The sequence below is a fragment of the Comamonas sp. Y33R10-2 genome (assembly GCF_019355935.1).
In the GTDB taxonomy this organism is placed as follows: domain Bacteria; phylum Pseudomonadota; class Gammaproteobacteria; order Burkholderiales; family Burkholderiaceae_C; genus Comamonas.
The window spans coordinates 2,791,279-2,817,314 of record NZ_CP079925.1 but is presented as its reverse complement, the minus strand read 5'-3'; the positions used below and the strand labels follow the sequence as shown (position 1 = coordinate 2,817,314).

Genomic DNA, 26,036 nt, shown 5'->3' with positions numbered 1-26,036 from the left:
CAGTGTTTTTAGCCTCTAGTCCAATACCATCAAGCACTAGATGCTCCCATATTCAGAGCATTAATCTCTGCGCGGGCTGAAGTCATGCAGCAGCCGCCCGTCATTGCTGATGAGCAGCGAGGGTGTCATATCGTCAGAGCGCAGATAAAAGCCCGAAGGCAGAGCATCGGCCGAGAGGTAGCTGCCGCTGCGGGTGATCTGGGGCAACTGGTCCAGCGTGCGGCTCCAGACCGGCTTGCCGCTGGCCTGATCCAGCAACTGCAGCACGCGGCCTTGGTCGGTCACCGGGGTAGTGTTGAAGACGATGAGCACGCGCTGGGCGTTATGCGCCAGCACGCTGCCGCGAAAGCGTTTTTGCACTGGGGGCACCAGTTCCAGCTGAGAGATGCCCGATTGCCGCAGCGGCTCAAGCTCTGTCACCCAGCCGTCGGCCACGGGCACATAGGTCCCACTTGCGGCGATCTTTACCAGCTCTTCCTGATCTGATTGCAGGCGCAGCGAGGGCAGGCTTTGGTACTGGCCGGGTTTGACTTGTTGTGCATAGCGGATCAGCAACCCCGGCGCGCTGGCTGCGTTGACCATTTCGTTCAATCCATCCAGCTCGGCAAATGCATAGTGCTGGCGCATGTCTGTGTAGCTGTTGAAGGGGCGCTGTGCAAAGTCTTTGTGCTGCACGGCCTGAGGAACGATTTCGCCGGTCAGCCAGAAGACGAAATAGTTCTCGCCCGAGTTGCTGGTGACGAGCAGGCCGTCCGGCTTATCGCTATTGGCCCATTCGAGTTTTGACACGCCCACACCCAGCTGCGCGGCATGGCGGTTGACGAGTTCGTTGTCCAAACTCACGAACTGGGAGCTGCCGGGGTCCAGCCGCAGGAGCTTTTGCCCGTTCATTATGAGGAAGATGCTGCCATCAGAGAAATGCGCAAACTGCGGCGACTGCGAGAGCGTGGTGCGCTGAAAACTGAACTGCTGCGGCTCACCCAGCTTGTCGCCGCTATCCAGACTGTTGATGAGCAGCTGGTAGTGGTCTATGCGATCGGCGTTGTTCTCCAGCACACGCACAACATTGAACTGACCGCCAGCCGTTTCATAGACGGTTGAGGCTTTGAGCTGAGCGGATTGCACCGGCTTGGGAATCGAGCTGCCAATCAGTCCCCAGATCATGGGGGCCAGCACAATCAGCGCCAGCACGGCGATCAGGCCCGGCCACATGTATTTGAGCTTTTGCAAGCTGCCGAACTGGGCTTCATCCAGACTGTGGATGACGCGCATTTCCTTGGGCGCGTTGTTGTCGCTGAGTACAAATTCCGTTGCGCAGGCGCTGCATGCGTAGAGGTTGGGCGTGCCTTGCACTTTGCTGCAACGGCCAGAGCCACACTGGGGGCAGACAAGGGTTTTGATCTGTACGGCCATGGCGTGCGTCTGTCTTTTTGCGGATTTAGCGAGTGCGGGGCGGCGAGGCAAAGTCCTTCACCAGACCGCCGTTGTTATCCATCAGGTGACCGGGCTCCATGCTAGTAGATTGCATTAAAAAGCCCGATGGAATGCCCTGCGCCTTCAAATACCGCTCGCCCCGGTTCTGGGCCAGCTGCGGTATCTGGGCCATGGTGCGGCTCCAGACAATCTGGCCGCTGTGACGGTCCAGTAGCTGCAGCACGCGGCCTTGCGCCTCATCGGGGGTCGGGCTGTAGCTCAGCAGCAGCCGTGTTGCATTATGGGCGAGCACATCAGCGTTAAAACGCGGCGTGGCAGGCTCCAGCACTTGCAGCTTGGTCAGCCCTTCGCTGATCACATAGCTACGTACGGCATAGCCGCTACCCACCTCACGCATGTAGCTCGAGCCGCGGCGAAAGCTCTCGCTGCCCACCGGCGCCATCTCAAAGTAGGGGCTGTACTGCGGCTGGCCACTCTGCGACTTTCTCCAGGTCTTGACCAGCAGGAAATTCCTGTTGAGACTGTTGCCCTCCATCAGCGGCACAAACTGATAATCCTCAGTCAGCTCAGTGTAGGAGGCAATTTTCTGCGCACTCTCACGGGCTTGTTCTTCCGTCTGAATCTGACCAATCAGCCAGTACACCAAGTATTTTTTCCCGTCATTGGCCAGCACTTCAAAGCAGTCCGGGCGGTATTTGTAGGCAAACGTGATTTTGGCAATGCCGCTGCCCAGCTCACGGGGGAACTGAGCGGAGAGCTGGGGCGTGATGTCCACAAACTGCTGAGCACCGGGGTCCAGCCGCAGCATGATTTTTTCCTTGAGCTGCAAGTACAGGTTGCCGTCTGAGAGATTGCGAAAATCCTCGCCATGGAGCATCCACGGCAGACGGTAGACCTGAGGCTCTGACAGGTGGGCACCGCTTTGCATGTCACTGACCACCACGGTGTATTCGTCCTGACTTTGCTCATTGCGACGCTGAAAAATCTCGATGCGACTGATCTTGCCGCCCGCTTCATGCAGTGCCGATTCCTGCGCGCGGCCCCAGTTCACACGAGACTCCACAGAAGGACTGCCGCTGCGACCAAGACTAATCCAGAGCGGCACCGCAAAAGCAGCCGCCGCAGCCAGCACCAGCGCACCCGACACCCACCAGCCCCAGTGGCCTGCGGATGGCAGAGAAAAGTGAACAGCATCAGGGGCAGCCGCTGCAGCCTGACTGACCGAAAACTCTGTGCCACAGCTCTCGCAGCGGCGGGTCTGAGCCGAAGCTCTGTTCAGGTGCTTGCCGCTCGTGCCGCATTGGGGGCAAAAGTACAGGTTCTTGCGCAGTGTCATCGTGGTATGGGCTCAATCCTCAGCCTCGGGCGCAAGCGCTTCGGCCATGTTTTCGGTATAGCCCAGCATCAGTGTGCGCCGCTCTGGCAGCAGAGCCGCCAGCGCCTGCCAGCCGGGGTGGCTGAGCACTTCATCATTGCCCTTGCCATAGAGTTCGCGCAGCGCATCTACCCAACACTGAGCCTGCTCTGCACTGGGCGGCGTGGCGCGCACAAAGCCCATCCAGCTCGCGCCCATGGCAAAGAAGCGGTAGCCCCACTCAGCACTCAGGTGGCGAATGATGGCGTGGTTCTGAAACGTGTCCCAGTCGGCACTGAAGTAGCCATTGGGTTGGGCCGCGATCTTGAGATCATCTGCCGCCACCGGAACACGCTGCACATACACAATCTCATCGAGCAGCGCTTCTGGCGCCTGATTCGCACGCAGCATCGCCTGCACATCGCTGCCAGAGGTAGCAAGGCTGCCGCAGACCTGCTGCCAGCTGTGCATCAGCTCGGGATTGATCAATTGCTGCACCCGGTATTGCAAAGACGCGCGCTCATGCTCGGCTTCACGGGCGTCTTCTTCTTCTTCATCATCCTCGCCCGCATCGTCATCGGACTCTTCCAAGTACAAGCGGTCATCCTGACCCGCATGGCCGCAGGTGTAGCTGCACTGGCTGATGTCATCCAGCGTGCTCAGATAACGGTGGGCGGGATCAGCAGCGCTCAGCGCATCCAGATGTGCAATCAGCTCATCCATGCCAGTCAGCTCTTGCAGCCACTGATAGGCGCAGCTGAAATTGCCACGGCGAAACGGCACATCAGTGCTCTCAAACAAACCTTGCTTCATCGACGTACTACCTGCCTGTAAAAAATCGCACACAGCCCCAGCTCAGCTCGCGCAGCACCCCGGCAGCGGCCACGCCTTCGCGGTAGGGCAGATCGGACGGCACCACCATCACACGGCGCAGTGGCACGGTGAACTCTCTCGCGGGGGTTGGTAATTGCATTGTGGATGGTGGTCTTACAACAAGCCCAGCGTAACAGCGAGCGAGTGGCGTTTTCCATCAGCAAAGCGAAGCTGCTTGTAGGTGGACACCTACTATTTGGCGATCTTTTACAAAGTTTCTCTTTGTATCAAACATGTCTGACTTTCTACAAAACCGGACAAGACTAAGCTCCCCCCATAAAAGATCAAAGCGGCTGCGCCCCGCACTAAGGAGTTCCCATGGGTTACCCATCCCGCCGACGCTCGGCAGAAGGTTTTGCTGTCCTTGGCAATACTGGCCTGCCATCTATTGGCTTGGGTAACGCTGCGCCTGTCCAGCGCAATCCCGTCTTTGAAGCGCTGGATGCACTGCCCCAGCTGATCTGGGTGAGCGACCCGCGCGGAAATGCGCTGTTTCACAATCAGGCTTGGGCCCGCTATACCGTTGCAGCCGATGCCAGCGATGCCGATGCCAGCTGGCTGCAATGCCTGCATCCGGACGATGAATTCCACGCCAGCCAACTTTGGCAGCAGGCGTTGGGCACGGGTGCCAGCTTTCAGGGCGAATACCGCCTGCGTCACCACAGTGGCACCTGGCGCTGGGCATTGCTAGCGGCCCAATGCCATCAGGATGCTCGCAACGGAACGACGCACTGGCATATCTGCGGCATGGACATTCATGACCGTGTCATGGCGCAGCAAGATCTCTACCGCAGCTTGGGTATGCAAAAAGACATGCTCAACGTCAGCGTCGACTGCATCAAAATTCTCAATCTGGATGGCACGCTGGCCCACATGAACCGATCGGGCTGCGAAGCCCTCGGCGTGGGGCCGGAAACCGGCTTTGGCCAGCGCTGGCTGCGCCTGCTGCCAGACACCATTCGGGCCAAAGGTCAGCGCGCGCTCAACTCCGCCCTCAAGGGTCGCACTGCCCGCTTTAACGGCATGAGCGTCATCCCCGGTCAAGTCCCGCAGCACTGGGACAACATCCTGACGCCAGTGACCGATGCTCAGGGCAATATCTCCAGTATTTTGTGCGTTTCCCGCGACATCACCGCCCAGCGCAATGCCGAGCTGCGCCTGCGCCGAGCCAGTGAGCACGATGAACTGACCGGCCTGCCCAATCGCCGCAGCTTCAACCAGCACCTCAAACATGCGCTGTCTGCGGCAGAGTCCGCACGGCGCCTCATGGGCCTGCTACTGCTGGATCTCGACCACTTCAAGCACATCAATGACACCCTAGGTCACCCCGCCGGCGACCATTTGCTGCGCGTTCTCTCGCGCCGCCTGCAAACCGCCCTGCCCGCCAATGCCATGGTGGCGCGTCTGGGGGGCGATGAATTCGCCGTCATTGTGCAAAACATCGAAAGCGCCGAAGAACTCACCGAACTGGGCGCCCTGGTGCGTGCGCAAATTGAGGCACCCATCACCTATGTGGGCAAGCACATCAACGGCGGCATGAGCATTGGCTGCGCGCTCTACCCCGCAAACGCGGCCGATGCGCAAGCACTGATGCGATGCGCGGACACGGCACTCAACGACCTCAAGGCCGGCGGACGCGGCGGTGTGCGCATGTTTAATGCTGCGATGCTCAAGGCTGCCGAAACCGCAGCCACGCAGCTCGAATGTGCGCGGCAGATTCTGCGCAGGGACGCTATCACCCCCTACTTTCAGCCCAAAGTCTCCATGACCGATGGGCGTGTGGTCAGCTTTGAAGCCCTGCTGCGCTGGCAGGACAGCGATGGTCAATTGCACGCGCCCGCCACTGTTTGGGCCGCCTTTAACGACTATGAACTGGCATCCCGCATGGGTGAGGTCATGCGCACCAAGGTGCTTTGCCACCTGCGCAAATGGCGCCACATGGGTCTGCCCGTGGTGCCGGTCTCTCTCAATGCCGCACCGGTGGAATTCATGCGCGACGACTATGCCGAGCGCCTGCTGGACCACCTGGAACACATGAACCTGCCCACTAATTTGGTGGAGGTCGAAATCACCGAGCACATGCTGGGCGAACGCGGCTCTGAGTATGTAATTCGTGCGCTCAAGCTGCTCAAGAGCGAAGGCGTGCGCATTGCGCTGGACGACTTTGGTACCGGCCAATCCTCGCTGGCGCACCTGCGCGACTATCCGGTGGACTGCGTGAAGATCGACCGAGATTTTGTGCAGCGCATCGAGCAAGACCCCACCATTCGCGCAATTGTTCAGGCCGTCGGCCATTTGGGCCCCAGCCTGAAGCTGGATTTGGTCGCTGAAGGGGTAGAAACCGAAGCCCAGCGCCAGATTCTGCAAGATTGCGGCTACCAGATCGGGCAGGGCTACCTGTTCGGCCAGGCCTGGAACCCGCAAGAAGTTCAGGAGCACCTGAGCGCCTTGTAAAAGAAGGCGGTTCGTGCGCGGCGGGAAAATCGCGCCCGTATCATGCGCGCATGGCTGAACTGACCTATACCTTGACCGAAAAGCAATTCTGTGACGCCCAGCGTCTGCACTTCTCGTTCAAGCCGCGCTGGCTCAATTGGATTTTTACGCTGTGCGGCATTCTGGGTCTGCCCCTGCTCGGCGTAGGCCTGTACGCCCATAACTACATTCTGGCCACTGCCGGTTTCGTTTACAGCTGCCTGCTGCTGCTGCACATCAAGCCCATCGCCGAACTGGCGCTGCACGGGTCTCAATATCTGCTACGCCCCCGGCTGCTGCGCGTCTTTCGCAACTCTCCGTCGCTGCACCAGCAAAGCCATGTGGAGATGCGCGATGGCCTGATGCATCTGCAGTCCGAAAACGGCAGCGGAGTGCTACCCTGGAAACACATTATTCGCTGGGCCGAAGACAAAGACAGCGTGCTGCTGTATCTGCAGCCACAGCTGTTCATCATTGTCCCCAAGGAGATTGATCCGCAGTCGGCATTCATCATGCCTTTGCGTGAGCAGCTGCAGGCCCATGTAGGCCCGGCCAGAAAATAAAGATACTTTCAAGCCTGAAGTCTTTATCAATCAAGCGTTTTCAGCTATCAAAAAAGGAGACTTTGGTCTCCTTTTTTGTTGTCGCTCAGAACAGCACACGGCAGCGAATCGTGCCTGCAATCTGCGCCAGCTTTTCCAGCGCCAGCGCGGACGATTCGGCATCAATGTCGATCACCACATATCCCACCTTTTCATCGGTGCGCAGGTACTGACCGGCGATATTGATACCGTTGTCGGCAAACACCTGATTGATGGCCGAGAGAATGCCGGGGCGGTTCTCGTGCACATGCAGAATGCGGTTGTGGCCGGGGTGCTCGGGCAGCGCCACTTCGGGGAAGTTGACGGCCGAGGTGGTTGTGCCGTTGTCGCTGTACTTGACCAGCTTTTCCGCCACTTCCAGACCGATATTGGCCTGCGCCTCCATGGTGGAGCCGCCAATGTGAGGCGTGAGGATCACGTTGTCCATGCCGCGCAGCGCAGACAAAAATTCGTCCTTGTTGCTCTTGGGCTCGACCGGGAAGACGTCAATCGCCGCGCCTAACAGCTTGCCGGACTTCAGCGCTTCAGCCAGCGCATCAATATCCACTACCGTGCCGCGCGATGCGTTGATGAGGATGCTGCCGGGCTTCATGGCAGCAATCTGCGCTGCGCCCATCATGCCGTTGGTGGAGGCCAGCTCGGGCACATGCAGGGTGACGATGTCGGACTTGGAGAGCAAGTCACTCAGTCCGATCGACTGCTGTGCATTGCCCAGTGGCAGCTTGGTCACCACGTCGTGGAAGATGACCTTCATGCCCAGACCTTCGGCCAGCACGGAAAGTTGGGTACCGATGGAGCCGTAGCCCACAATGCCCAGCGTCTTGCCGCGAATTTCGAAGGAGTTATCGGCGCTCTTCTTCCAGCCACCGCGGTGGGCCACTGCATTTTTCTCGGGAATACCGCGCAGCAGCAAGATGGCCTCAGCCAGCACCAACTCAGCAACCGAGCGAGTATTGGAGTACGGAGCGTTAAAGACCACCACACCGCGCTCTCGCGCCGCACCCAGATCGACTTGGTTGGTGCCAATGCAAAAGCAACCTACTGCGACCAGCTTTTGCGCCGCGGCAAACACATCGGCCGTGAGCTGGGTACGTGAACGAATACCGACGAAGTGCGCATCGGCAATCTTGCGCTTGAGCTCATCGCCCTCTAACGCGCCAGTCAGTGCTTCGACATTGGTGTAACCCGCGTCGTGCAGCACTTTGAGCGCAGAGGGGTGGATACCTTCGAGCAGCAAAAATTTGATTTTTGATTTATCCAGCGATGTCTTGCCCATAGTGTGGCCTCCAGTCCTTCAAACCCCTATTACAGCGGTTTCAGAATTTCGTTACAGCCGCTAGGTGCATCGTCTTGCAGTAGTTGACTCTTGCCAGCCCTTTTTACACTGCTGTCTGCGGCACCATAGCTGGCTGCATTCCCAAGGCAGTAACAAATCACTACCTTTAGATTCACTTCGTAGAATTCCAAACATTCAACGCTTCCAATTTCATAGTTGCAAGCGCTTATGCCACAAGCTTTTGAAAAGGATTTATTGCTCATGCTGTCACTCTTGCGCCGTGCTGAGGACTTGTTGATACAAGTTCTGCGCCTTGTGCTTCTGGCTTTTTCTATCTTCCTCATCATCGGCATGGGGCGCTGGATTTGGGATCACTACCAGTCCAAAAAGCCCGATGTTGCCGTGGCCACGCCCACAGCGCTGAACTGGCAGCAAGCGCCCTACGACCTCAAATACATGGAGGAAGAAACCAGCCGCGACCTCAATGGCATGAGTCATTCCACCCCCATGGAAAAGCGCTTGGCAGACCCGGCACTGCGCCCTGAGTTTTTGAAGGCAGATGGCCTGCTGCGCGGCTATATCTACAAAGATGTTGCGGCTCGCAAACGCATCGAAAAAGATAACAGCGGCCAGGGACTGGAGCCGATTCACCCTTTGCTCAAGGGCGATTCCCTGCCTTCTGCGGATGAGGTAAATCGCCAGATCAAGATGCGCGAAGCGCGTGAGAATTCTTGCTGCGACAAAGAAGCCGCTGACGCAGCAGCTGCAGAGGTTGACGCCGCATGGACAGCCCGCCGTATCACCTTCAACAGCGAAGACCGCATTGCCCGGGCCGCCACGCAAGCCGCTGCCGAAGCCGCAGCTTCTGCTGCAGCTGATGCAGCGGCACAAGCAAGTGGCGACGAGATGCTGACGGATGCCGTCAACCTTGCCTCTGAAATCAACGACCGCGCACAAGCCGCTGAGATGGAGCATGGCGAAGGCGCTTATGCCGCCTACCTCAAGGGCCTGCCTGCGGCACTGCAAGCCGTGCTAGGCAACGAGAAGCTGGCAAGCAAACTGCAGCAACAATCGGCATCGCAAATTGTCACCACGTTGATGACCAACTACACGCTGTCGTTTGACCGCACGGCCATGAAGATTCGCGGCGATAACCCCGATGCTGAGAAGTGGGAATTTCTGGGCATTGACACCGCATTTGCCACCATGCTGATCTCCTGCTTGGTCATGGTGATGATGGCGCTGGTGATGATCCGCATCGAGCGCCACATGCGCAGCTCCATTGCGGGAGCTGATCACAAGCGCTGATCAAACCAACCCGGCAAGTAAGAACTTGCGCTATCGTTTCAGGCTTACTCGTCAAAAGAGTGAGCCTGTTTCTTTTTACGGACTTATATGAGCATCACACGTACCAGCACCGTTCCCGTTCATCCCCAGTTTCTGGAGCGCATGTCGCCGCGCGCCTTTGTGCCCGAAGCTCTGAGCACCGCTCAAGTGGAGCAACTGGTAGAAGCCGCGCATTGGGCCCCTTCGGCCAGCAACAAGCAGCCTTGGCACTTTGCCTACGCCCTGCGCGGTGATGCGAGCTGGGAGGCTTTCTCTCGCATTCCAAATGAAGCCAACCGCCGCTGGTGTCTGAATGCGGGCGCGCTGATTGTTCTGCTGTCGGACAAGCAAGCCTCGGGCAAGCACAGCTTTGATGCAGGCTGCGCCTGGGGCTATCTGGCGCTGCAAGCCCATGCGATGGGTCTGGCTACGCACGCCATGGGTGGTTTTTCTGCCGATGAAGCCGGTAGCGTGCTGGGTCTGCCCGAGCATCTGAGCGCCGAATGCGTGATTGCCGTGGGCCGCCGCGGCGACGCATCTACTCTGCCCGACGACCTGCGCGAGCGCGAAGTACCCTCGCTGCGCAAGCCTCTGGCCCAAGTACTGAGCGCGGGAGCCGTGCCCGCATCCATCACTGCCTGACGCCGACGCCTCAGCCTCAAATAAAAGCTCCACAGTTCACCCTATGGAGCTTTTTTTGCAAAATTGCCGTATTACCCAATACAACATTGGGCAGATAGCTATAAATTTTGATAGCTCACTGCACAAAACCTATGTCCGTTATTCAAACACTGTGGCAACGTCTGGGCCCTGCGGCGTCCCGCACATCGTTGAAGGATTTGATTCGCTCCTGCCTAGGCGCGGGTCTGGGGCTGGCTCTGGCCGGAATGCTGGTCGGCATGGTCGATCACTTCCTGCCCCATGCCCTCTTTCTTTTCGCGCCGCTGGGTGCGACTGCGGTGCTGGTGTTTGCCATGCCCAGCAGCCCACTGGCACAGCCATGGAACTGCGTGGTCGGCAACACCGTGCCTGCACTCTATTCTTTGCTGCTGCTCTGGGCATTTCCCACACTCTCGCTGACTTCAATGGCAGCGCTGGCCGTGGCGGGTGCCATTGCCATCATGCTGGCCCTGCGTGCTCTGCACCCGCCGGGCGGCGCTGTAGCCTTGCTCACGGTGCTTTCTGCCGAGCAATTGCTGCCGCTGGGCTGGCATCTGCTGGTGCCCATGGCCGCGCTTTCGGCGGTGCTGGTCGCGGTGGGCGTGCTCTACCACCGAGCTTGCGGCCGCCCTTACCTGCACCAGCCGCCCCAGGTCGCCAAGGCCCGGCGCCCTGCCACGCAACTGGCGCTGAGCGAGCAGGATCTGGAGCAACTGCTGCAGCGATTTGACCAGAGTAACAACCTCTCGCCCGAAGATTTGGGCGTGATGCTGGCAGCGGCCGAAGAAGACGCCATCAAGCGCCGCATGAGTGCCGTGAGCTGTGGCGAGGTCATGTCTGCCAAGCTGCTCACGGTGAGCCCGCAAACCCCGCTGGAAGAAATTGCCGAGCTGTTTCACCGCCACCTCGTCAAGTGCCTGCCCGTGGTCGATACCCAGGGCGAGCTGATTGGCCGCGTTCTGCGTGCCGACCTGTTTGACTGGCTGTGGCAAGGCCACCGTGCGCGGCAGCAGCAAAACCTGTGGCAACGCCTGCGTGCCAAGCCATCGAAAGAGCAATCCGTAGCGCAGGATTTGATGCGCGGCCCCGAGATGAGCGTGCAAGAAGCCACGCCCATGGGTGATTTGCTGCAAGAGCTGGCATCGCACACCGTGCAGTTTATTGCGGTGCAGCGGGGCAAGACGCTGGTGGGCGTCATCACCCGCTCTGACGTCATTCGCACCCTGCTCTCGGTGAATCATTAGCCCTCTGCGCAGAGTTCCTCTTGCCCTGCACGACGTGCTGGCTAAACTGTGGAGAGTAGAGCTTTGATTGCCGACAAAGGAGTTGCTGCCATGGATGCTGTGTTCACCCCCAACCTCGACAAGCTGCGCAATATCGTGCAAAGCTTTGGAGCCCATTCCTTTACGGCAACGCAAGTCGCCACCGACTATGAAGGCAGAGCGGCCAGCAGCGAATCCGCCAAGACGTTTGAAGAACAGCTGGCGCGCCATGCCGCCGTGCTGGGCATTCAACCAGTGCCGGGCAAGCATGCCGCCTGGCTTGCGACTTAAAGCCTGTAAAGCCTTAAAAGGGCTTTCTGCATACCCACCTCTGGTGGGTATTTTTATTTCTGGCCCGCCATTGCTGGATCAACTGGGCTAAAGTGCCCCGCCATGTCACTGATTCCTCTTTCTCTGTGGTTGCCGCTGTCTTTATGCGTCTGCGTGCTGCTGGTACTCGCCGCCATAGGCTGGCTGTGGCGCTGCGCCTTGCGCGTACCAGCAAGCAGCCGTGACGGTCGCAATGTTCGCACCATGGCATCTATAGCCACGGCCGGCTTGCTGGTTTGGCTGGGCTACAGCCTATTCACCAGTTACAGGGCGTTATGGCAGGCTGATGCATTGATGCTGATGGCACAAGCTTCGCTCTTGGTGCAAGCGCCATTGATCGTCGGGGGTATATCGTGGATTGCAGCTTTGCTGCTGGGCCGTGTCATGGCAATGCACAAGCTTGGCAGCGAGGACTGAGGCAGCTATAGCAGCCCAAATGTCCCATAACGCACTAGACCGCGCTAATCAGCTACCAAGCTAAGCAGCATCAATCGATCAATGAGGCCGTGCAGCCGCTGCAGGCTTGGGCTCACCCCATAGCTTGCGCAACTGCAGCAGCTCAACATCAAAGCGTTGGTTGATGCGCTGCTTTTCTTCATCTTGCTGCTTGATAAAGCGCTGCTGTTCAAGCTGAGTTTCGCTGTTGTCTTCCAACTGGCGGCGTAAATTGGCAGGAGCCTTCTTGGGATCGTTCTGATAGAACTCCAACTCGGTGTTGAGCTTGCGGCGGCGCTCTTTAAGCTCAATTTGGCGCTGCTGGGCCACGCCAATCACATCGTCAACTTGCGCCAAAGCCTCGGCTCTGGCGGCATCGTGCACGTTTTGGTTGGGGTAACGGGCCAAAATAGCCCGCTCACGCATGCGATCCTCGCGCACACGCAACTGCTCTGCGCGTTCTGCGCGGCGCTTGGCTTCTTCTGCATTGCGCTCCGGCTCCGTCAGATTCGGCCCCAGCCGGCGCATTTCAACGCCGGTGTTGCTAAGCACGCGTTGTTCGCGGTCAACGCAGGATGCAATGGGGCGGTCAGCGGTAATACGCCGACCATTCGCGTCTGTGCAAGCGTAAATGCCTCCGCCAGTATTGGCCGGAGCCTGAGCGTACGCAGGCATAGCGCTTCCCCAGAGGGTCGCTACAACATACAAACTCAGTTTTGCATGTAACGCCTGCTTCATTTGCTTATTTATTCCTTGTCGTTGACACCGTAACGCTGACGATAAGCCAGCACGCGTTCGTGATGCTCACCACCAGCGCCGCTGCCTTGTTGCTCAAGATAAAGCAACAAATCGGCCAACTTGGCAATCGCACAAACCTGCATACCCAATTGGTTGCGCACATATTGCACAGCACTGTGGGCCACGTCCTGGCCATTCTCGGTCGCCATTTCCTGACGATCCAGAGCAATCGCCACGGCATGGGGCTCAGCGCCAGCGGCCTTGATGATAGCAATGGACTCTCGCGCAGCGGTGCCAGCGGACATCACATCATCAATGATGAGCACACGGCCTTTGAGAGGCGCGCCCACCAAAGTACCGCCTTCACCGTGATCCTTAGCTTCCTTGCGGTTATAGGCGAAAGGCACATTTTTGCCCTGACGCGCCAGCTCCACAGCCACCGTGGCGGCCAGAGGAATGCCCTTGTACGCAGGGCCAAAGACCATATCAAACTCCATGCCGCTGGCCAAAATGGCTTTTGCATAGAATTCAGACAAGCGGGCCATCTTGGCTCCATCGTCAAACAGGCCAGCATTGAAGAAGTACGGGCTCAAACGCCCGGCCTTGGTCTTGAACTCACCAAAACGCAGCACGCCCGAATCAACGGCAAACTGCACAAAGTCCTGCGCCAGACGGTCTGCACCGTCCATTGGCTGCTTATCTACCACCATGGATTCATCCTTGTTCAAATTAACCAGCCTCAACCTCAACGGTATCCGCTCCGCAACCACCAAAGGCGTACAAGCCTGGATAGAAGCCACTGCGCCGGATTGTATTTGCGTCCAAGAAATCAAGGCCCAAGCCCCAGATATGGCTGGGCGTTTTGAGGAATTGGCGGGCATGAAAGGCTACTTTCATTTTGCCGAGAAAAAAGGCTACTCCGGTGTGGGCGTTTACACACGCCATGAGCCTAGCGATGTCATCGTTGGCTTTGATGCCGAAGAGTTTGATGCCGAAGGTCGCTATGTAGAAACTCGCTTTGACACGCCTAGCCGCAAGCTCTCCATCATCAGCTCTTACTTTCCAAGCGGCAGCTCGGGCGAGTTACGTCAAGAAGCAAAATTCCGTTTTTTGGCCAAGATGCATACCAACCTCATGACACTCAAGGCCGAGCGCGAGTTCATTTTGTGCGGCGATATCAATATCGCCCACCAACAAGCCGATCTGAAAAACTGGCGTGGCAACCAGAAAAACAGCGGCTTTACGCCCGAAGAACGGGCGTGGATGACAAGTTTGTTACACAAGAGTGACAATATGGGCGGAATAGTTGACGTTTATCGTCACCTACAACCCGATACCACGGACGCTTGCTACACATGGTGGAGCAACCGCGGTCAAGCCTATGCCAACAACGTGGGATGGCGTCTGGACTACCACTTGGCCACACCCGCCACCGCCGCGCTAGCGCGTACCGAGTCCATCTACAAAGGTGAGAAATTCTCGGACCATGCGCCCATCACCATTGGCTACGACTTCAAGCTGTGAACTGACACAAGGCGTCGGCATTGATGCGGTGGCGTGCGCCTTGTGTGATTGGCTACCATCCTTGGTGTGAATGTGGTGCTGTGAAACACAGGGTATGCCAATGTCTATTTTTCGATACTTCCTCGCTTCCACGCTGGTGTGTGCCGCCGCCATGCTTCCCACTGCTCAGGCTCGTGATGCTTCCAACTACAGCACGCAGGAGTTGATCGAGGCCCTGACCCAGCGCTTTGCAAAGGTGCTGCGCGCAGGCCCTACACGCGACGCATCGGGCAACGATGCCGCCATTGTGCTGCTGGAGGGCAAGGCGTTGAACCTGAGCACAAAGCTGCAGTCTGTTCCCGGCATGCGTGTGCTCAGCAAAGAGCAACTGGTGGCAGAGCAACGCGCTAACTTCATCATCGTCTCACAACTGGGTATGCAGGGGCCGGACATCCTCATCGATTACGAGACACCCAATAACGCCTCTTTCGGTACGCTGCGAGTCAAAGAGCAAGACGGCAAGCTGGTCTTTAAGGCAGAAGACAGCTACCGCTCAAGCAGTGGCGCGCGGGCCACTTATGCACGCCTGTATGGCGGCCTGCCCTGCCGCGATGGGTCTGAGATGGCATACCGCTTTGACTACAACGGCTCATCAAGCCGCGGAAAATGCCCTGTGCCCATTTTTTCGCGCAGTGATTCGCCGATGGATTGGTAATTAAAAACAATAGCAGTAGGTGCTTAATGAATAAAGGCGCCGGGCTTGTTTCTTAAGATTTTTCAGCCCCGCCGCCGCACGCTGGCAAATACGCTGTTGGTGCGTTATCGATGCATCAACAAAAAGCAGCCACAAAAAAAAGCGCCTGTGACACAAATCACAGGCGCTTTGGCTTGGAATGCCGTGTTTAGCTCTTCAAAGCCACCAGCACTTCATCAAGCATCTTCTTGGCATCGCCAAACAGCATGCGGTTGTTTTCTTTGTAGAACAGCGGATTGTCCACGCCGGCGTAGCCCGAGGCCATGGAGCGCTTCATCACGATGGACTGCTTGGCCTTCCACACTTCCAGCACTGGCATGCCGGCGATAGGGCTGGTGGGGTCGTCCTGCGCAGCGGGGTTCACGATGTCGTTGGCGCCGATGACGATGGCGACATCGGTCTCTGGGAAGTCATCGTTGATCTCATCCATTTCCATCACGATGTCATAAGGCACCTTGGCTTCGGCCAGCAACACGTTCATGTGGCCGGGCATACGACCCGCCACGGGGTGAATGGCAAAACGCACATTCACGCCTTGGCCGCGCAGGGTCTTGGTGATTTCATTCACCGTGTGCTGGGCCTGAGCCACCGCCATGCCGTAGCCGGGGATGATGACGACGCTCTTGGCATCGCGCAGCATCTCAGCTGTTTCGCCGGCGCTGATGGGGGTTACTTCACCTTGTGGCTCAGCCGCAGCAGCGTCACCCTTTTTGGCAGGTGCGCCGGAGCCAAAGCCACCAGCAATCACGCTGATGAAGTTGCGGTTCATGGCCTGACACATGATGTAACTCAGGATGGCACCCGAAGAGCCCACCAGTGCGCCAGTCACGATCAGCAAGTCATTACCCAGCATGAAGCCGGTGGCCGCTGCCGCCCAGCCCGAATAGCTGTTGAGCATGGACACCACCACGGGCATATCTGCACCGCCAATGGCCATCACCATGTGCACGCCAAACAGAAGAGCGATGGCGGTCATCACGATCAGGGGCAACATGCCGTCGGCAATGGTTTCAGCGCGCACAAACTCGCGGCCAAACCAGATCACCACCAGCAGCGCCAGCAGATTCATCCAGTGGCGAGCGGGCAGCAGCAGGGGTTTGCCGCCAATCTTGCCGTTGAGCTTGCCAAAGGCAATCAGCGAGCCAGAGAAGGTGACCGCACCAATCAAAATGCCGACGTAAATTTCCACTTCATGAATGGCCTTTTCTGCGCCGCTCAGAACAATGGATGTGTCGACATAGCTGGCAAAACCAACAAGACAAGCGGCCAGACCCACCAAGCTGTGCATCAGCGCGACCAGCTCGGGCATCTGGGTCATCTTGACGACCTTGGCTGCGTACAGACCAATGCCGCCGCCGACAACCAGCGCGCCCACAATCCACGCCATACCATTAGGACCAACGCGTGGGCCAAAGATGGTGGCCAGCACTGCAAGGCCCATGCCGATCATGCCGAACAGATTGCCACGGCGTGAGGTTTCAGGGTTGGACAAGCCACCCAGACTGAGAATGAACAAAATAGCGGCGCCCAAATAGGCTACCGTTGCGAGACTTTGGGACATGGTGTTTCTCTCTCGTTCTTCTTATTTTTGGAACATGGCCAGCATGCGGCGCGTCACGGCAAAGCCGCCAAACATATTGATAGCAGTGAGCACAACTGCAGCAAAGGCCAGCCAGCGAATCAGCTCATCGGGGCGACCTGTGCCCACAGTATCGGGCGGCGCAATCTGCACCAGCGCACCAATGGCGATGATGCTGGAGATGGCGTTGGTCACGCTCATCAACGGCGTGTGCAGCGCAGGCGTCACGTTCCACACCACCATGTAGCCGATGAAGCAAGCCAGCACGAAGACGGTGAAGTGGCCGAGGAAGGCTGCTGGCGCGTAAGCACCAATAAACCAGAAAATCACCGCAGCCGCTGCAAAAATAATGGCCAGGTTTTTGGCCGGCAGCGGGCCGGTTGCGCCATGGCCGTGGCCGCTTTTTTTCTGCACTACAGGCGCTTCAGCAGGCTTGGCGGCGGGCTTGGGTGCTTGCGCCAGCGGGGGCGCAGGCCAGGTGATTTCACCGCTCTTCACCACGGTCAGGCCGCGAATGGCGTCGTCTTCCATGTTGACCACGGCAACACCGTCCTTGGCCTTGCACAGCTCTTCCGTCAGGCGCAGCAGGTTGTTGGCGTACAGGGTGGACGACTGCTTGGCCAAGCGCGATGCGAGGTCGGTATAGCCAATGATGGTCACGCCATGGCGCACCACGGCCTCGTTGGGCACGGTCAGCTCGCAGTTGCCGCCTTGCTCGGCGGCCATGTCCACGATCACGCTGCCGGGCTTCATGCTCTGCACCATCTCAGCCGTAATCAGCTTGGGCGCGGGCTTGCCTGGGATCAGGGCCGTGGTGATGATGATGTCTACATCTTTGGCCTGCTGCGCATACATGGCGCGCTGCGCGGCCTGAAAGCCTTCGCTCATGACCTTGGCGTAACCGCCGCCGCCAGCGCCGTCTTCTTCGTAATCGACCTTGACGAATTCCCCGCCCAGCGATGTGACCTGATCGGCCACCTCAGCGCGCGTATCGTTGGCGCGCACGATGGCGCCCAGATTCGCTGCCGTGCCAATCGCCGATAAACCAGCCACGCCAGCACCAGCGATGAACACCTTAGCCGGAGGCACCTTGCCTGCAGCCGTAATCTGGCCGTTGAAGTAGCGGCCAAAAGCGTTGGCGGCTTCAATCACGGCGCGGTAGCCCGAAACGCCAGCCATTGACGTCAGCGCGTCCATCTTCTGCGCGCGGCTTAGCGTGCGGGGCAGCGAATCAATCGCCAGCACCGTGACTTTTTTGGCAGCCAGTTGCTGCATCAAATCGGGATTTTGGGCTGGCCAGATGAAGTCGATCAAGATCTGACCTTCGCGCATCAGCGCGACTTCTTCTGTAGTAGGTGGGCGCACTTTGAAGACGATGTCTGCAGCCGCCCAGACGGCAGCAGCATTGGGCAACACCTCCGCGCCAGCTGCACGGTAAGCATCATCGCTGCAGTTAGCTGCATCGCCTGCGCCGGATTCAATCGATACGCTAAAACCCAGTTTGATGAGTTTTTCAACCACTTCGGGCACGGTGGCCACGCGCTTTTCTAGCGGGAAGTTTTCCCGTGGGATGCCGATGCGCTGGGCGCTGGTCGGCTGGGTAGGGGGAGTAGACATCGAAGTCTCCTGGAGTTTAGAAACGGGTTCTATCCAGGCCGCCCGTCCCCCGCCCTCATCCTGCTAAAGAATGAATGCATTTCACGGGCGTTGGCGCGGCCTGAACGATCTTGAAACTGTGTCGGGCCGCTTCTCATGAGGCGAATCCCACTGCCTTGCAGCACAAATACGTTGTAGCAGCCCGCACCAAAATGGGGCACTGCCGTCTATGCTAGCTCAAATGAGGGATGACTCAGGAATCTACGCGGACATTTTTGGTGCTGCGGCCTTGCCATGTCATGCTTGCGGGGTTCGCTCATTGCGAGACTACGCAATCGACTCAAAATTACAAGCCCCATGCTGCAATACCACACCGTACCCGTCACCGCCTTCCAGCAAAACTGCTCCATTGTCTGGTGCGATCAGACCATGGACGCCGCCGTTATTGACCCCGGTGGCGACATCGAGCAAATCGAGTGGGAGATTGACCGCCTAGGCGTGAGCCTCAAGGCGCTGTGGATAACCCACGCCCACATCGACCATGCTGGCGGCACCAGCGAGCTGGCCGCAAAGTACGATTTGCCCATCATCGGCCCGCATGAGGGCGACCAATTCTGGATTGATGGTCTGCCCCAGCAAGGCGCGATGTTTGGCTTTCCACATTCAGACCCCTTTGTGCCCACACGCTGGCTGCATGACGGCGATACCGTCACCATCGGCAATGAAACGCTAAACGTGCGCCACTGCCCCGGTCACACGCCCGGTCATGTCGTCTTTCACTCAGCGCAAATAGACCGCGCCTTTGTGGGCGATGTGATTTTTGCCGGCAGCATTGGACGCACGGATTTTCCGCAGGGCAATCACCAGCAGCTGATCGACTCCATCGTGCAGCGCCTGTGGCCCATGGGCGACCAGACGGTCTTCATCCCAGGCCATGGCCCCGAAAGCAGCTTTGGCCGCGAGCGCAAGATGAACCCCTACGTCAGCGGCACCTGAGAAAACTTAAAACCCCCTGAAAGCCAGCAGCTGCACAGAATTTGACACTTGCCCTCTTGCAGACGTAAAGCGGCGGGCGCAGCATGTGCCGGTCACTAGCCTGGTGACTTCGTTCCAACTCTGGGAGTTCTCACATGCACACTACGTTGAAAGTCTGGCTGGCCTCGGCCTTGGTCTGCGGCTCATTTGCAAGCTTTGCTCAAACACCTGCTGCTGCAGCTGCGCCGGCCGCTGCACCTGCCGCAGCGGTCATGCAGAACTTTGTGTGTAAAGACGGCACCAGTGTCAGCGCGGCCAGCGCCAAAGGCACTTGTGCAGGTCATAAAGGCATAGACAAAGATGCCACTGCCAAGGCAAGCGCAGGCACTGCACCAGCAGCTCCTGCAGCGAAGGCTGCGCCAGCGCCAGCAGCTGGGGCCCCTGCAGCCGCTTCCAAGCCCGCCCCGGCGACAACCGCAGCGGTTGGCGGCGGCCCCGGCCAAGTTTGGGTGAATGAAGGCACCAAGGTGTACCACTGCCAAGGCGATCGTTTCTACGGTAAGACCAAGGCCGGCAAGTACATGAGCGAAGCCGATGCCAAGGCTGGAGGCGCTCACGCAGCGAACAAAAAAACCTGCTCCTGAACGACAGGTTCAGATTTTTACCCCGAAAGCGCCTGCAAAAGCAGGCGCTTTTTTATGATCAGTTAAAACACTCTCCTGCGCTTATGTATCGAGCGTTGATTGCTATCTATTGCATAGAAGGGACGATGAATGAATTGGGTGGCCGGAATTGGCATGGTGCTGTTGGCACTGCTCTTGATGTGGGCGTTTTCAGCACTGTTTATCAGCTTGGCTGCCGGGCTCATCTTCTGCGCGATTGCCTGGCAACCAGTGCGCTACTGGCGGCGCAAGCAGCTTTTGCACAAGCTGGAGCAAAACCCGGCACTGGACTGGCAGCAGGCGACCCAGCAACACCCTGCGATATACCACCTGCTGGCCCTGATAGTCATCTGGACGGGCTGCGCAGTGGGCATGCTCGTCTTTATGCTCCTGCCCCGTGGTCTGTACTCGCCCGACATGCTGACGCTGGCTTCAGGCATTGCAAGTGCGATTGCGCTAGGCGCCTTGATCAAGACTGCAGGCAATGTGCTGAGCACTCGCAAGCCAGCGCAGCAGGCCGCAGAAACACGCGAGACATGGGGGCTGGCAGCCAACTTTGCGGGCATGATTTCCATGCCTTTGATGATGTTTGCGTCACCCAACGCGGCAGGCTGGATAGTTTTGCGCGAAGAGCTGCTTGGCTATGACAGCACGAGACTTCATATTGCGCTGAAGGTCAATGATGCAGAACACCGCCAAGCCGTGCTGACGCTGGTGCAGCCCCTGCTGGAGCAGGGCAGCCGGGTCTTCAGTCACCGCTCCAGCTCACGCAGCGGCGGCAGCTACACCCTGCGTGCGGCCTTGCCGGCACGATACCGCTTTGAGGACGCAGTGCTGGAGCTGCGACTAGGTGGACTGATGAATGAATCGCAGCTGCAGCGCCATCTGCTGGCACTGAAGGCGGTTGTCGACAGCGAGCATATTGACGCACTGCAACTGGCCTATGTTCAGTGCCAGCCTTCAATGCAGGGACTGGCCCGGCAACGCTTTTTGGGTCAGGGCTCGCAGATGATGCAGGCCGTGCAGCATTGCGTACACAGCCGCCAGATTGCACTCAGCGCTGCGCTGCCTTTACTCAAGGGTAATCTGCAGCAGGTCGAATTTGGCAGGGATGTGTTTCACCCTTGGCTAAGCTGGCCACGCTGGCAGGCAGTAGATTTACCTGAGGATGAAGACGCACTGCTTAAGCTCGATACCCTGCGCTAAGTCTCGTCAGACTGGCTGCGCATCCACCCATTGGCCCGGTTCAAGCCCTTCAATCGAATAAGGCCCCACCGCCATGCGAACGAGTCGCAAAGTAGGGTGCCCAATGGCTGCCGTCATGCGGCGCACTTGGCGGTTTTTGCCTTCGCGAATGATGAGTTCGATCCAGCAATCTGGAATATTCTGACGCACGCGAATCGGTGGATTGCGCGGCCACATTTGCGGCTGCGGCTCAATCAGGCGGGCCTTGGCTGGCAGGGTTTTGCCATCGTTCAACTCCACCCCATCACGCAGGCGCTGCAGCGCGGCTTCGTCGGGCGTGCCCTCGACCTGCACCCAGTAGGTCTTATCCATCTTGTGGCGCGGATCGGCAATGCGGGCTTGCAACTGGCCATCATTGGTCAGCAGCAGCAAACCTTCACTGTCGGCATCCAGCCGCCCCGCCACGTACACGCCGGGCACATCTATCCAATCTTTGAGTCCCTGCCATTTTCCCTCAGGCGTGAACTGGCTGAGCACCCCATAAGGCTTGTGAAAGCACAGCAGACGAGGCACCTCAGGTCGTGGCGCAGGCTGGCGCACCACAGTGCTGCGGCGCACAGTCGTTGGGCGAGTCGTTTGGCGATTCGTGCTGGGGCGATTAGATGAAAACGGGCGAGACATATAGGCCGCAAGCTTAGCGCCAGAGGCAAGAGCCTGCGATTCAAGCCAAAAATCCTTGTAGTCCTTATTGGATATGGACTAGCAGCTATTCATTTTGAAACCCTCAACCGTGGCACGCGATCGCCGTAGCAGCTGCGGCGATCTTCTTCAAAAACGATAGCAACAAGTCAAGATGGATGAAAGACGTGAGCCTTTATCCATCAAAAAACGCTATCAGGCCTTCATAGAACCCGTCTGTAAATAGCGCTGATGCCATGCATAGGCCTCGCCCAGCAAATGCGGCGTGTGCTTGCCGGGTGCATCGCGCAGGCTGCGCTCCAGATAGTCGGTCATCGCCTCTTTGTAATCCGGGTGCACGCACTTTTCGATGATGAGGCGCGCACGCTGCACAGGGGCCAGACCGCGCAGGTCTGCCAGACCTTGCTCGGTCACGATGATCTGCACATCGTGCTCGGTGTGATCGACGTGGGACACCATGGGCACGATGCAGCTGATCTTGCCGCCCTTGGCGGTAGAAGGCGTCATGAAAATGGACAGGTAAGCATTGCGCGCAAAGTCGCCGCTACCGCCAATGCCGTTCATGATGGATGAACCCATGACATGCGTGCTGTTGACGTTGCCGTACATGTCTGCCTCAATCAACGCGTTCATGGAGATCAAACCCATGCGGCGAATCAGCTCTGGGTGGTTTGAGATCTCTTGCGGGCGCAGCATGATGCGCTGGCGGTAGAACTCGATATTGGCCAAGAAGCGCTCCATGGCCTCGGGGCTGAGCGCCAAAGAGGTGGTGGATGCCGTATCGAGCTTGCCTGACTCCAGCATGTCCAGCATGCCGTCTTGCAGCACTTCCGTATAAGCGTTTAAGTGGTCGAACGGGCCATCATTGAGCCCCGCCAGCACGGCGTTGGCGATGTTGCCCACGCCAGACTGCAGCGGCAGGAGCTCGGGCGGCAGGCGACCTACTTTGACCTCTTGCTGCAGAAATTCGATGATGTTTTGTGCAATGCGCTGCGAGTCCACATCGGCCGGCGTGAACGCAGGCAACTTGTCGCGCTGGGCTGTGGGCACCACGGCAATCACTTTGCTCAAGTCGCAATGCAGATACGGCTCGCCGATGCGGTCAAACGGGTGCTCCATAGGAATGGGCTTGCGCTTGGGCGGCAAGGCCGCGCCGTAGTAGATGTCATGCATGCCTTCCAGCTCGGCGGGCTGGGCGCTGTTGACTTCCAAAATGATCTTGTCGGCCTGCTCCAGCCAAGTCTTGTTATTGCCCACCGAGGTAGATGGAATCAAGCGCCCATCGGGCAAGATACCAGCGACTTCAATCACCGCCACATCCAAGTGACCCAAGAAGCCAAACCACACATGCTGCGCCACGTGGGACAGGTGAATGTCTACGTACTGCATGCGCCCTTCATTGATCTCTTTGCGCACCGTCGGGTCGGACTGGTAAGGCAAGCGGCGCTCAATACCGTGCACCTTGGCCAGAGCGCCATCTAGCTCAGGCGAGGTGGATGCTCCCGTCCACAGGCTGATGCGAAAGTTGCCGCCATTGGCGTTTTGCGCCTCGATGCGGCGCGCTAGCGCTTGGGGAACGGACTTGGGAGCGCCAGCGGGCGTGAAGCCGCTCATGCCCAGCGTCATGCCGGATTCAATCAAGCTGGCCGCTTCATCGGCCGTCATGATGCGTTCACGCAACGCAGGGCAAAGCACTCGGTCCGCAGGAGAGGCTTGGGTGAATGTGGTGTGCATGGAAGTATGTCTCGTACCTTCGAGCGTTGCTGAAGGTTTTTTGTTTCTACAAGGTTTCACTTTGATCGACGCAGACTGGATTGAACTACGTCACACCGAGATATACCAGCCGTAGTTGACTAGCGCAAACCCTGATGCGCTATTGAAAAAACACGGGATGTGATCTTTCAAAATTCAAAAATATGAGCACTACATCTAGGCAGGTAAAGAGCTACATCGTCAATGTGCGAAAAACAAAATTCACTTATACAAAGACTCATGCATCAGGCCATTTTGTAAAAAATGTCGTCCATTGCTCGCCAGCAGATATAGGCTGACACCGCCGTATACGCTCAGACGCCAAAATCCATCTCATGACCTTTGAAATTTCGGGCTGGAAACACAAGCTGCAACGCTTGACTCAAGCGCTGCAGCCGCTGATCGATTCCGTACAGCTCTGGCTGCAAGCCGATGGTCTGCGCATGAGTGCTGCCATGTCGTTTTACGGAATGCTCAGTCTGGCGCCGTTGCTACTGGCCGTGGTGGGCCTGCTGGGCTGGTGGATGGACCGCAGCTATGTAGAAAGCACGTTGATCAGTCAGGTGCAGAGCATCGTGGGCGAGCGCGCGGCTCAGGTCATCCAAGGCGCGCTCTCCAGTGCCCAGAATTCCAGTCAAGGCTCACTGGCCTCCATCCTCGGGCTGGTGATGATGCTCTCAGGCGCCACCGGCGTATTTGTGGAACTGCAAGCCTCGCTGGACAAGCTCTGGTCCATGGGCGAGGAACCCCGCCCGCAAGATAACAAGCCATGGTGGGGCATGGCCATCTCGCGCCTGTGGGGGCTGAGCTATGTAGTTGGGCTGGGCTTTTTGCTGCTGGTGTCCATGGTGCTGTCCACAGCCATTCAGATGATTACCACCTGGGCCAACGATGCCCTGCAACTTGTGCCACTGGGCCCGTTGATGGGAGTCATCAACGAGAGCCTTTCCTTTGGCATTGCCGTGTTGCTGTTCTGGGGGCTGATGCGTATGGGCACGGGCATCAAGCCTGTCACCAAGTATCTGCTACTGGGCTCGTTCATGGGCGCGGCCCTCTTCACCGTCACCAAGCAGGCGCTGGCCTGGTATCTCTCCACCGCCGCCGTGGTTTCAGCCTATGGCGCGGCGGGCTCCTTGGTCGTGGTGCTGATGTGGTTTTACGTCACCTCCGCCATCTTGCTTTTCTCCGCCGCCACGGCAAAGGCCTGCAGCAAGGCCAACGTCAAAATCCGTGTGCCATTCGCCCCGCGCCCTAAGTCTGGACAGGCTCAGCTTATGGATCTGAGCAAGCTACCGATTAACGCGGGAGAAAATATCTAAATTGGCCTCCAGTGCTTAAGTTGATTGGATATATTGCTATCAATTTATATAAGTCACTCGATACCAATAGCGCCCACAAATAAGGCCTGCACGAGGCAGAATGCCGTTCACTTAAGGAATTTCTGAGCGTTTTGCAGCACTAAAGTGCTTAATTTTTGAGCATAAACTCACTAAAAATCCCTGTTTTGATTCCATTGGATGGTTCAAAACAGGGATTTTTTGCTTAAGTGAACGGCAGTACCTCAATGGGGCGCTTTTTACTTCTTTTTTTGCCGCTGGCTTTGCGGTGGATTACCGGACTAGGGCGTGTCATCAAATGAATACCACGCTACGTTATATGTAGCGTGACTCGTAGATATGCCTTAACCGATAGCCAGTGGAACCACATCAAAGACCTCCTTCCTGGGAGGTCAGGTCATGTAGGTGTCACTGCCAAGAACAACCGTTTGTTTGTTAATGCCGTGCTGTACCGGTATCGCGCAGGCATTGCATGGCGCGATCTTCCCGAGCGTTTTGGTAATTTCCGGGTGGTGCATCTGCGCCACATGCGCTGGAGTCGATCGGGCATTTGGCAAAAAGTGTTTGATAGCCTGAGTGCGCAGGCCGATAACGAGTACGCCATGATTGATTCAACCATCGTGCGAGCGCACCAGCACAGCGCAGGCGCAAAAGGGGGCATCAAATTAATGCCATTGGTCGCAGCCGAGGTGGTTTAAGCACCAAGATTCATGCTGTCGTCGATGCATTGGGCAACCCTACAAAGTTCTATCTCACAGGAGGGCAGGCATCGGATATGGAAGGCGCTGATGCACTGCTGCCAAACGTTGACGCCGCCGCAGTCATTGCCGACAAGGGCTACGACGCTCAAGAGCGGGTCGTGGAGCCGCTCTTGAGGCAAGGCAAACAAGTCGTTATTCCAAGCCGAAAAAACTGCAAGGAAAAACGCAATTACGACTGGCTCCCATACAAAGCCAGGCACCTAGTTGAGAACTTCTTTGCTCGGCTAAAGCAGTACCGCTGCATCGCAACCCGCTACGACAAGACGGCGTGTGCGTTTTTAGGTGCCATTCACTTGGCTGCTGCAGTCGTTTGGCTCAATTGATGACGGGCCCTAGTAATGGAATCAGCGTCTTACCATCGAATTTCAAGTAATCCAAAATTTGAGCTTCCAGACCACATACGTTCGCCCTTCGCCTTTCGCCTTTCGCCTTTCGCCTTTCGCCTTTCGCCTTTCGGAGCATGCGTGTTAA

26 protein-coding genes are annotated in these 26,036 nt (G+C 57.8%); 14 read left to right on the top strand and 12 right to left on the bottom strand.

The features are described from left to right. Positions 1-60 precede the first annotated feature (60 nt). The 4 genes from KUF54_RS12525 to KUF54_RS12510 are packed head-to-tail and all read right to left on the bottom strand — an operon-like array spanning position 61 to position 3,761. The gene (locus KUF54_RS12525; RefSeq protein WP_219343142.1) at positions 61-1,413 is read right to left on the bottom strand and encodes a hypothetical protein; all 1,353 of its coding nucleotides are present in this window, start codon (positions 1,411-1,413) and stop codon (positions 61-63) included. A gap of 25 nt (positions 1,414-1,438) precedes the next feature. After that, on the bottom strand, positions 1,439-2,770 hold the full coding sequence (locus KUF54_RS12520) for a hypothetical protein (RefSeq protein WP_219343141.1): 1,332 nt from the start codon (positions 2,768-2,770) through the stop codon (positions 1,439-1,441). Between the two features lie 12 nt (positions 2,771-2,782). Beyond that, positions 2,783-3,601: a hypothetical protein gene (locus KUF54_RS12515; protein ID WP_219343140.1), complete on the bottom strand. Its 819-nt coding sequence runs from the start codon at positions 3,599-3,601 to the stop codon at positions 2,783-2,785. A 7-nt stretch (positions 3,602-3,608) separates the two neighbouring features. Further along, positions 3,609-3,761: a hypothetical protein gene (locus KUF54_RS12510; RefSeq protein ID WP_219343139.1), complete on the bottom strand. Its 153-nt coding sequence runs from the start codon at positions 3,759-3,761 to the stop codon at positions 3,609-3,611. 218 nt (positions 3,762-3,979) lie between these two features. Here KUF54_RS12510 and KUF54_RS12505 point away from each other — a divergent pair, with 218 nt between their 5' ends. After that, positions 3,980-6,115 (top strand): bifunctional diguanylate cyclase/phosphodiesterase, encoded by a 2,136-nt coding sequence (locus KUF54_RS12505; RefSeq protein WP_219343138.1) that lies wholly within the window; start codon positions 3,980-3,982, stop codon positions 6,113-6,115. 50 nt (positions 6,116-6,165) lie between these two features. Beyond that, a complete protein-coding gene (locus KUF54_RS12500) occupies positions 6,166-6,696 on the top strand; it encodes a YcxB family protein (protein WP_219343137.1) in 531 nt (176 codons plus the stop codon). Positions 6,697-6,781: 85 nt separating this feature from the next. On the opposite strand, the gene serA is transcribed toward KUF54_RS12500, so the two are convergent. Beyond that, entirely contained in the window at positions 6,782-8,011 is a 1,230-nt protein-coding gene (gene serA, locus KUF54_RS12495; protein WP_219343136.1) for a phosphoglycerate dehydrogenase, read from the bottom strand. Positions 8,012-8,040: 29 nt separating this feature from the next. Next, positions 8,041-8,274 carry a hypothetical protein gene (locus KUF54_RS12490; RefSeq protein ID WP_219343135.1) on the bottom strand — a complete coding sequence of 78 codons (234 nt, stop codon included), beginning with the start codon at positions 8,272-8,274 and terminating at the stop codon, positions 8,041-8,043. On the opposite strand from KUF54_RS12490, the gene KUF54_RS12485 reads away from it, so the two are divergent. The 5 genes from KUF54_RS12485 to KUF54_RS12465 all read left to right on the top strand — a co-directional run bounded on the left by KUF54_RS12485 (position 8,273) and on the right by KUF54_RS12465 (position 12,006). Then, a complete protein-coding gene (locus KUF54_RS12485; protein ID WP_219343134.1) occupies positions 8,273-9,319 on the top strand; it encodes a hypothetical protein in 1,047 nt (348 codons plus the stop codon). The genes KUF54_RS12490 and KUF54_RS12485 overlap by 2 nt on opposite strands. Positions 9,320-9,406: 87 nt before the next feature. Next, entirely contained in the window at positions 9,407-9,979 is a 573-nt protein-coding gene (locus KUF54_RS12480) for a nitroreductase family protein (RefSeq protein ID WP_255576088.1), read from the top strand. Positions 9,980-10,110: 131 nt separating this feature from the next. Further along, the gene (locus tag KUF54_RS12475) at positions 10,111-11,241 is read left to right on the top strand and encodes an HPP family protein (protein ID WP_255576087.1); all 1,131 of its coding nucleotides are present in this window, start codon (positions 10,111-10,113) and stop codon (positions 11,239-11,241) included. 90 nt (positions 11,242-11,331) lie between these two features. Then, positions 11,332-11,550: a hypothetical protein gene (locus KUF54_RS12470; protein ID WP_219343133.1), complete on the top strand. Its 219-nt coding sequence runs from the start codon at positions 11,332-11,334 to the stop codon at positions 11,548-11,550. A 102-nt stretch (positions 11,551-11,652) separates the two neighbouring features. Then, complete coding sequence (locus KUF54_RS12465; RefSeq protein WP_219343132.1) at positions 11,653-12,006, top strand: hypothetical protein; 354 nt, start codon at positions 11,653-11,655, stop codon at positions 12,004-12,006. Positions 12,007-12,084: 78 nt separating this feature from the next. Here the strand turns inward: KUF54_RS12465 and KUF54_RS12460 are convergent, their stop codons facing one another. Continuing rightward, a complete protein-coding gene (locus tag KUF54_RS12460; RefSeq protein ID WP_219343131.1) occupies positions 12,085-12,762 on the bottom strand; it encodes a DUF4124 domain-containing protein in 678 nt (225 codons plus the stop codon). 8 nt (positions 12,763-12,770) lie between these two features. Then, complete coding sequence (gene pyrE / locus KUF54_RS12455; protein ID WP_219343130.1) at positions 12,771-13,472, bottom strand: orotate phosphoribosyltransferase; 702 nt, start codon at positions 13,470-13,472, stop codon at positions 12,771-12,773. 10 nt (positions 13,473-13,482) lie between these two features. On the opposite strand from pyrE, the gene KUF54_RS12450 reads away from it, so the two are divergent. Both KUF54_RS12450 and KUF54_RS12445 read left to right on the top strand, forming a co-directional pair. Then, a complete protein-coding gene (locus KUF54_RS12450; RefSeq protein WP_219343129.1) occupies positions 13,483-14,286 on the top strand; it encodes an exodeoxyribonuclease III in 804 nt (267 codons plus the stop codon). Positions 14,287-14,386: 100 nt separating this feature from the next. Next, positions 14,387-14,980 carry a hypothetical protein gene (locus KUF54_RS12445; RefSeq protein ID WP_219343128.1) on the top strand — a complete coding sequence of 198 codons (594 nt, stop codon included), beginning with the start codon at positions 14,387-14,389 and terminating at the stop codon, positions 14,978-14,980. A gap of 187 nt (positions 14,981-15,167) precedes the next feature. On the opposite strand, the gene pntB is transcribed toward KUF54_RS12445, so the two are convergent. Then, the gene (gene pntB, locus KUF54_RS12440; protein WP_219343127.1) at positions 15,168-16,580 is read right to left on the bottom strand and encodes a Re/Si-specific NAD(P)(+) transhydrogenase subunit beta; all 1,413 of its coding nucleotides are present in this window, start codon (positions 16,578-16,580) and stop codon (positions 15,168-15,170) included. A 21-nt stretch (positions 16,581-16,601) separates the two neighbouring features. Beyond that, a complete protein-coding gene (locus tag KUF54_RS12435; RefSeq protein WP_219343126.1) occupies positions 16,602-18,215 on the bottom strand; it encodes a Re/Si-specific NAD(P)(+) transhydrogenase subunit alpha in 1,614 nt (537 codons plus the stop codon). A gap of 336 nt (positions 18,216-18,551) precedes the next feature. Here KUF54_RS12435 and KUF54_RS12430 point away from each other — a divergent pair, with 336 nt between their 5' ends. The 3 genes from KUF54_RS12430 (at position 18,552) to KUF54_RS12420 (ending at position 21,037) form a co-directional block, all read left to right on the top strand. Further along, the gene (locus KUF54_RS12430) at positions 18,552-19,190 is read left to right on the top strand and encodes an MBL fold metallo-hydrolase (protein WP_219343125.1); all 639 of its coding nucleotides are present in this window, start codon (positions 18,552-18,554) and stop codon (positions 19,188-19,190) included. Between the two features lie 134 nt (positions 19,191-19,324). After that, complete coding sequence (locus tag KUF54_RS12425) at positions 19,325-19,813, top strand: hypothetical protein (RefSeq protein ID WP_219343124.1); 489 nt, start codon at positions 19,325-19,327, stop codon at positions 19,811-19,813. A gap of 129 nt (positions 19,814-19,942) precedes the next feature. Continuing rightward, positions 19,943-21,037: a hypothetical protein gene (locus KUF54_RS12420; protein WP_219343123.1), complete on the top strand. Its 1,095-nt coding sequence runs from the start codon at positions 19,943-19,945 to the stop codon at positions 21,035-21,037. Positions 21,038-21,043: 6 nt separating this feature from the next. On the opposite strand, the gene KUF54_RS12415 is transcribed toward KUF54_RS12420, so the two are convergent. Beyond that, positions 21,044-21,697, bottom strand: coding sequence for a pseudouridine synthase (locus KUF54_RS12415; RefSeq protein WP_219343122.1), 654 nt, complete (start codon positions 21,695-21,697; stop codon positions 21,044-21,046). 213 nt (positions 21,698-21,910) lie between these two features. Beyond that, complete coding sequence (locus tag KUF54_RS12410; RefSeq protein WP_219343121.1) at positions 21,911-23,449, bottom strand: acetyl-CoA hydrolase/transferase family protein; 1,539 nt, start codon at positions 23,447-23,449, stop codon at positions 21,911-21,913. A 353-nt stretch (positions 23,450-23,802) separates the two neighbouring features. Here KUF54_RS12410 and KUF54_RS12405 point away from each other — a divergent pair, with 353 nt between their 5' ends. Both KUF54_RS12405 and KUF54_RS12400 read left to right on the top strand, forming a co-directional pair. Next, positions 23,803-24,786, top strand: a complete 984-nt coding sequence (locus KUF54_RS12405) for a YihY/virulence factor BrkB family protein (RefSeq protein WP_219343120.1) — start codon at positions 23,803-23,805, stop codon at positions 24,784-24,786. A gap of 344 nt (positions 24,787-25,130) precedes the next feature. Beyond that, positions 25,131-25,888 (top strand): IS5 family transposase gene (locus KUF54_RS12400; RefSeq protein ID WP_255576085.1). Its coding sequence is split into 2 segments (ribosomal slippage): positions 25,131-25,470 and positions 25,470-25,888, totalling 759 coding nucleotides; the frame shifts between segments, so codons are not numbered across the junction. Positions 25,889-26,036 lie beyond the last annotated feature (148 nt).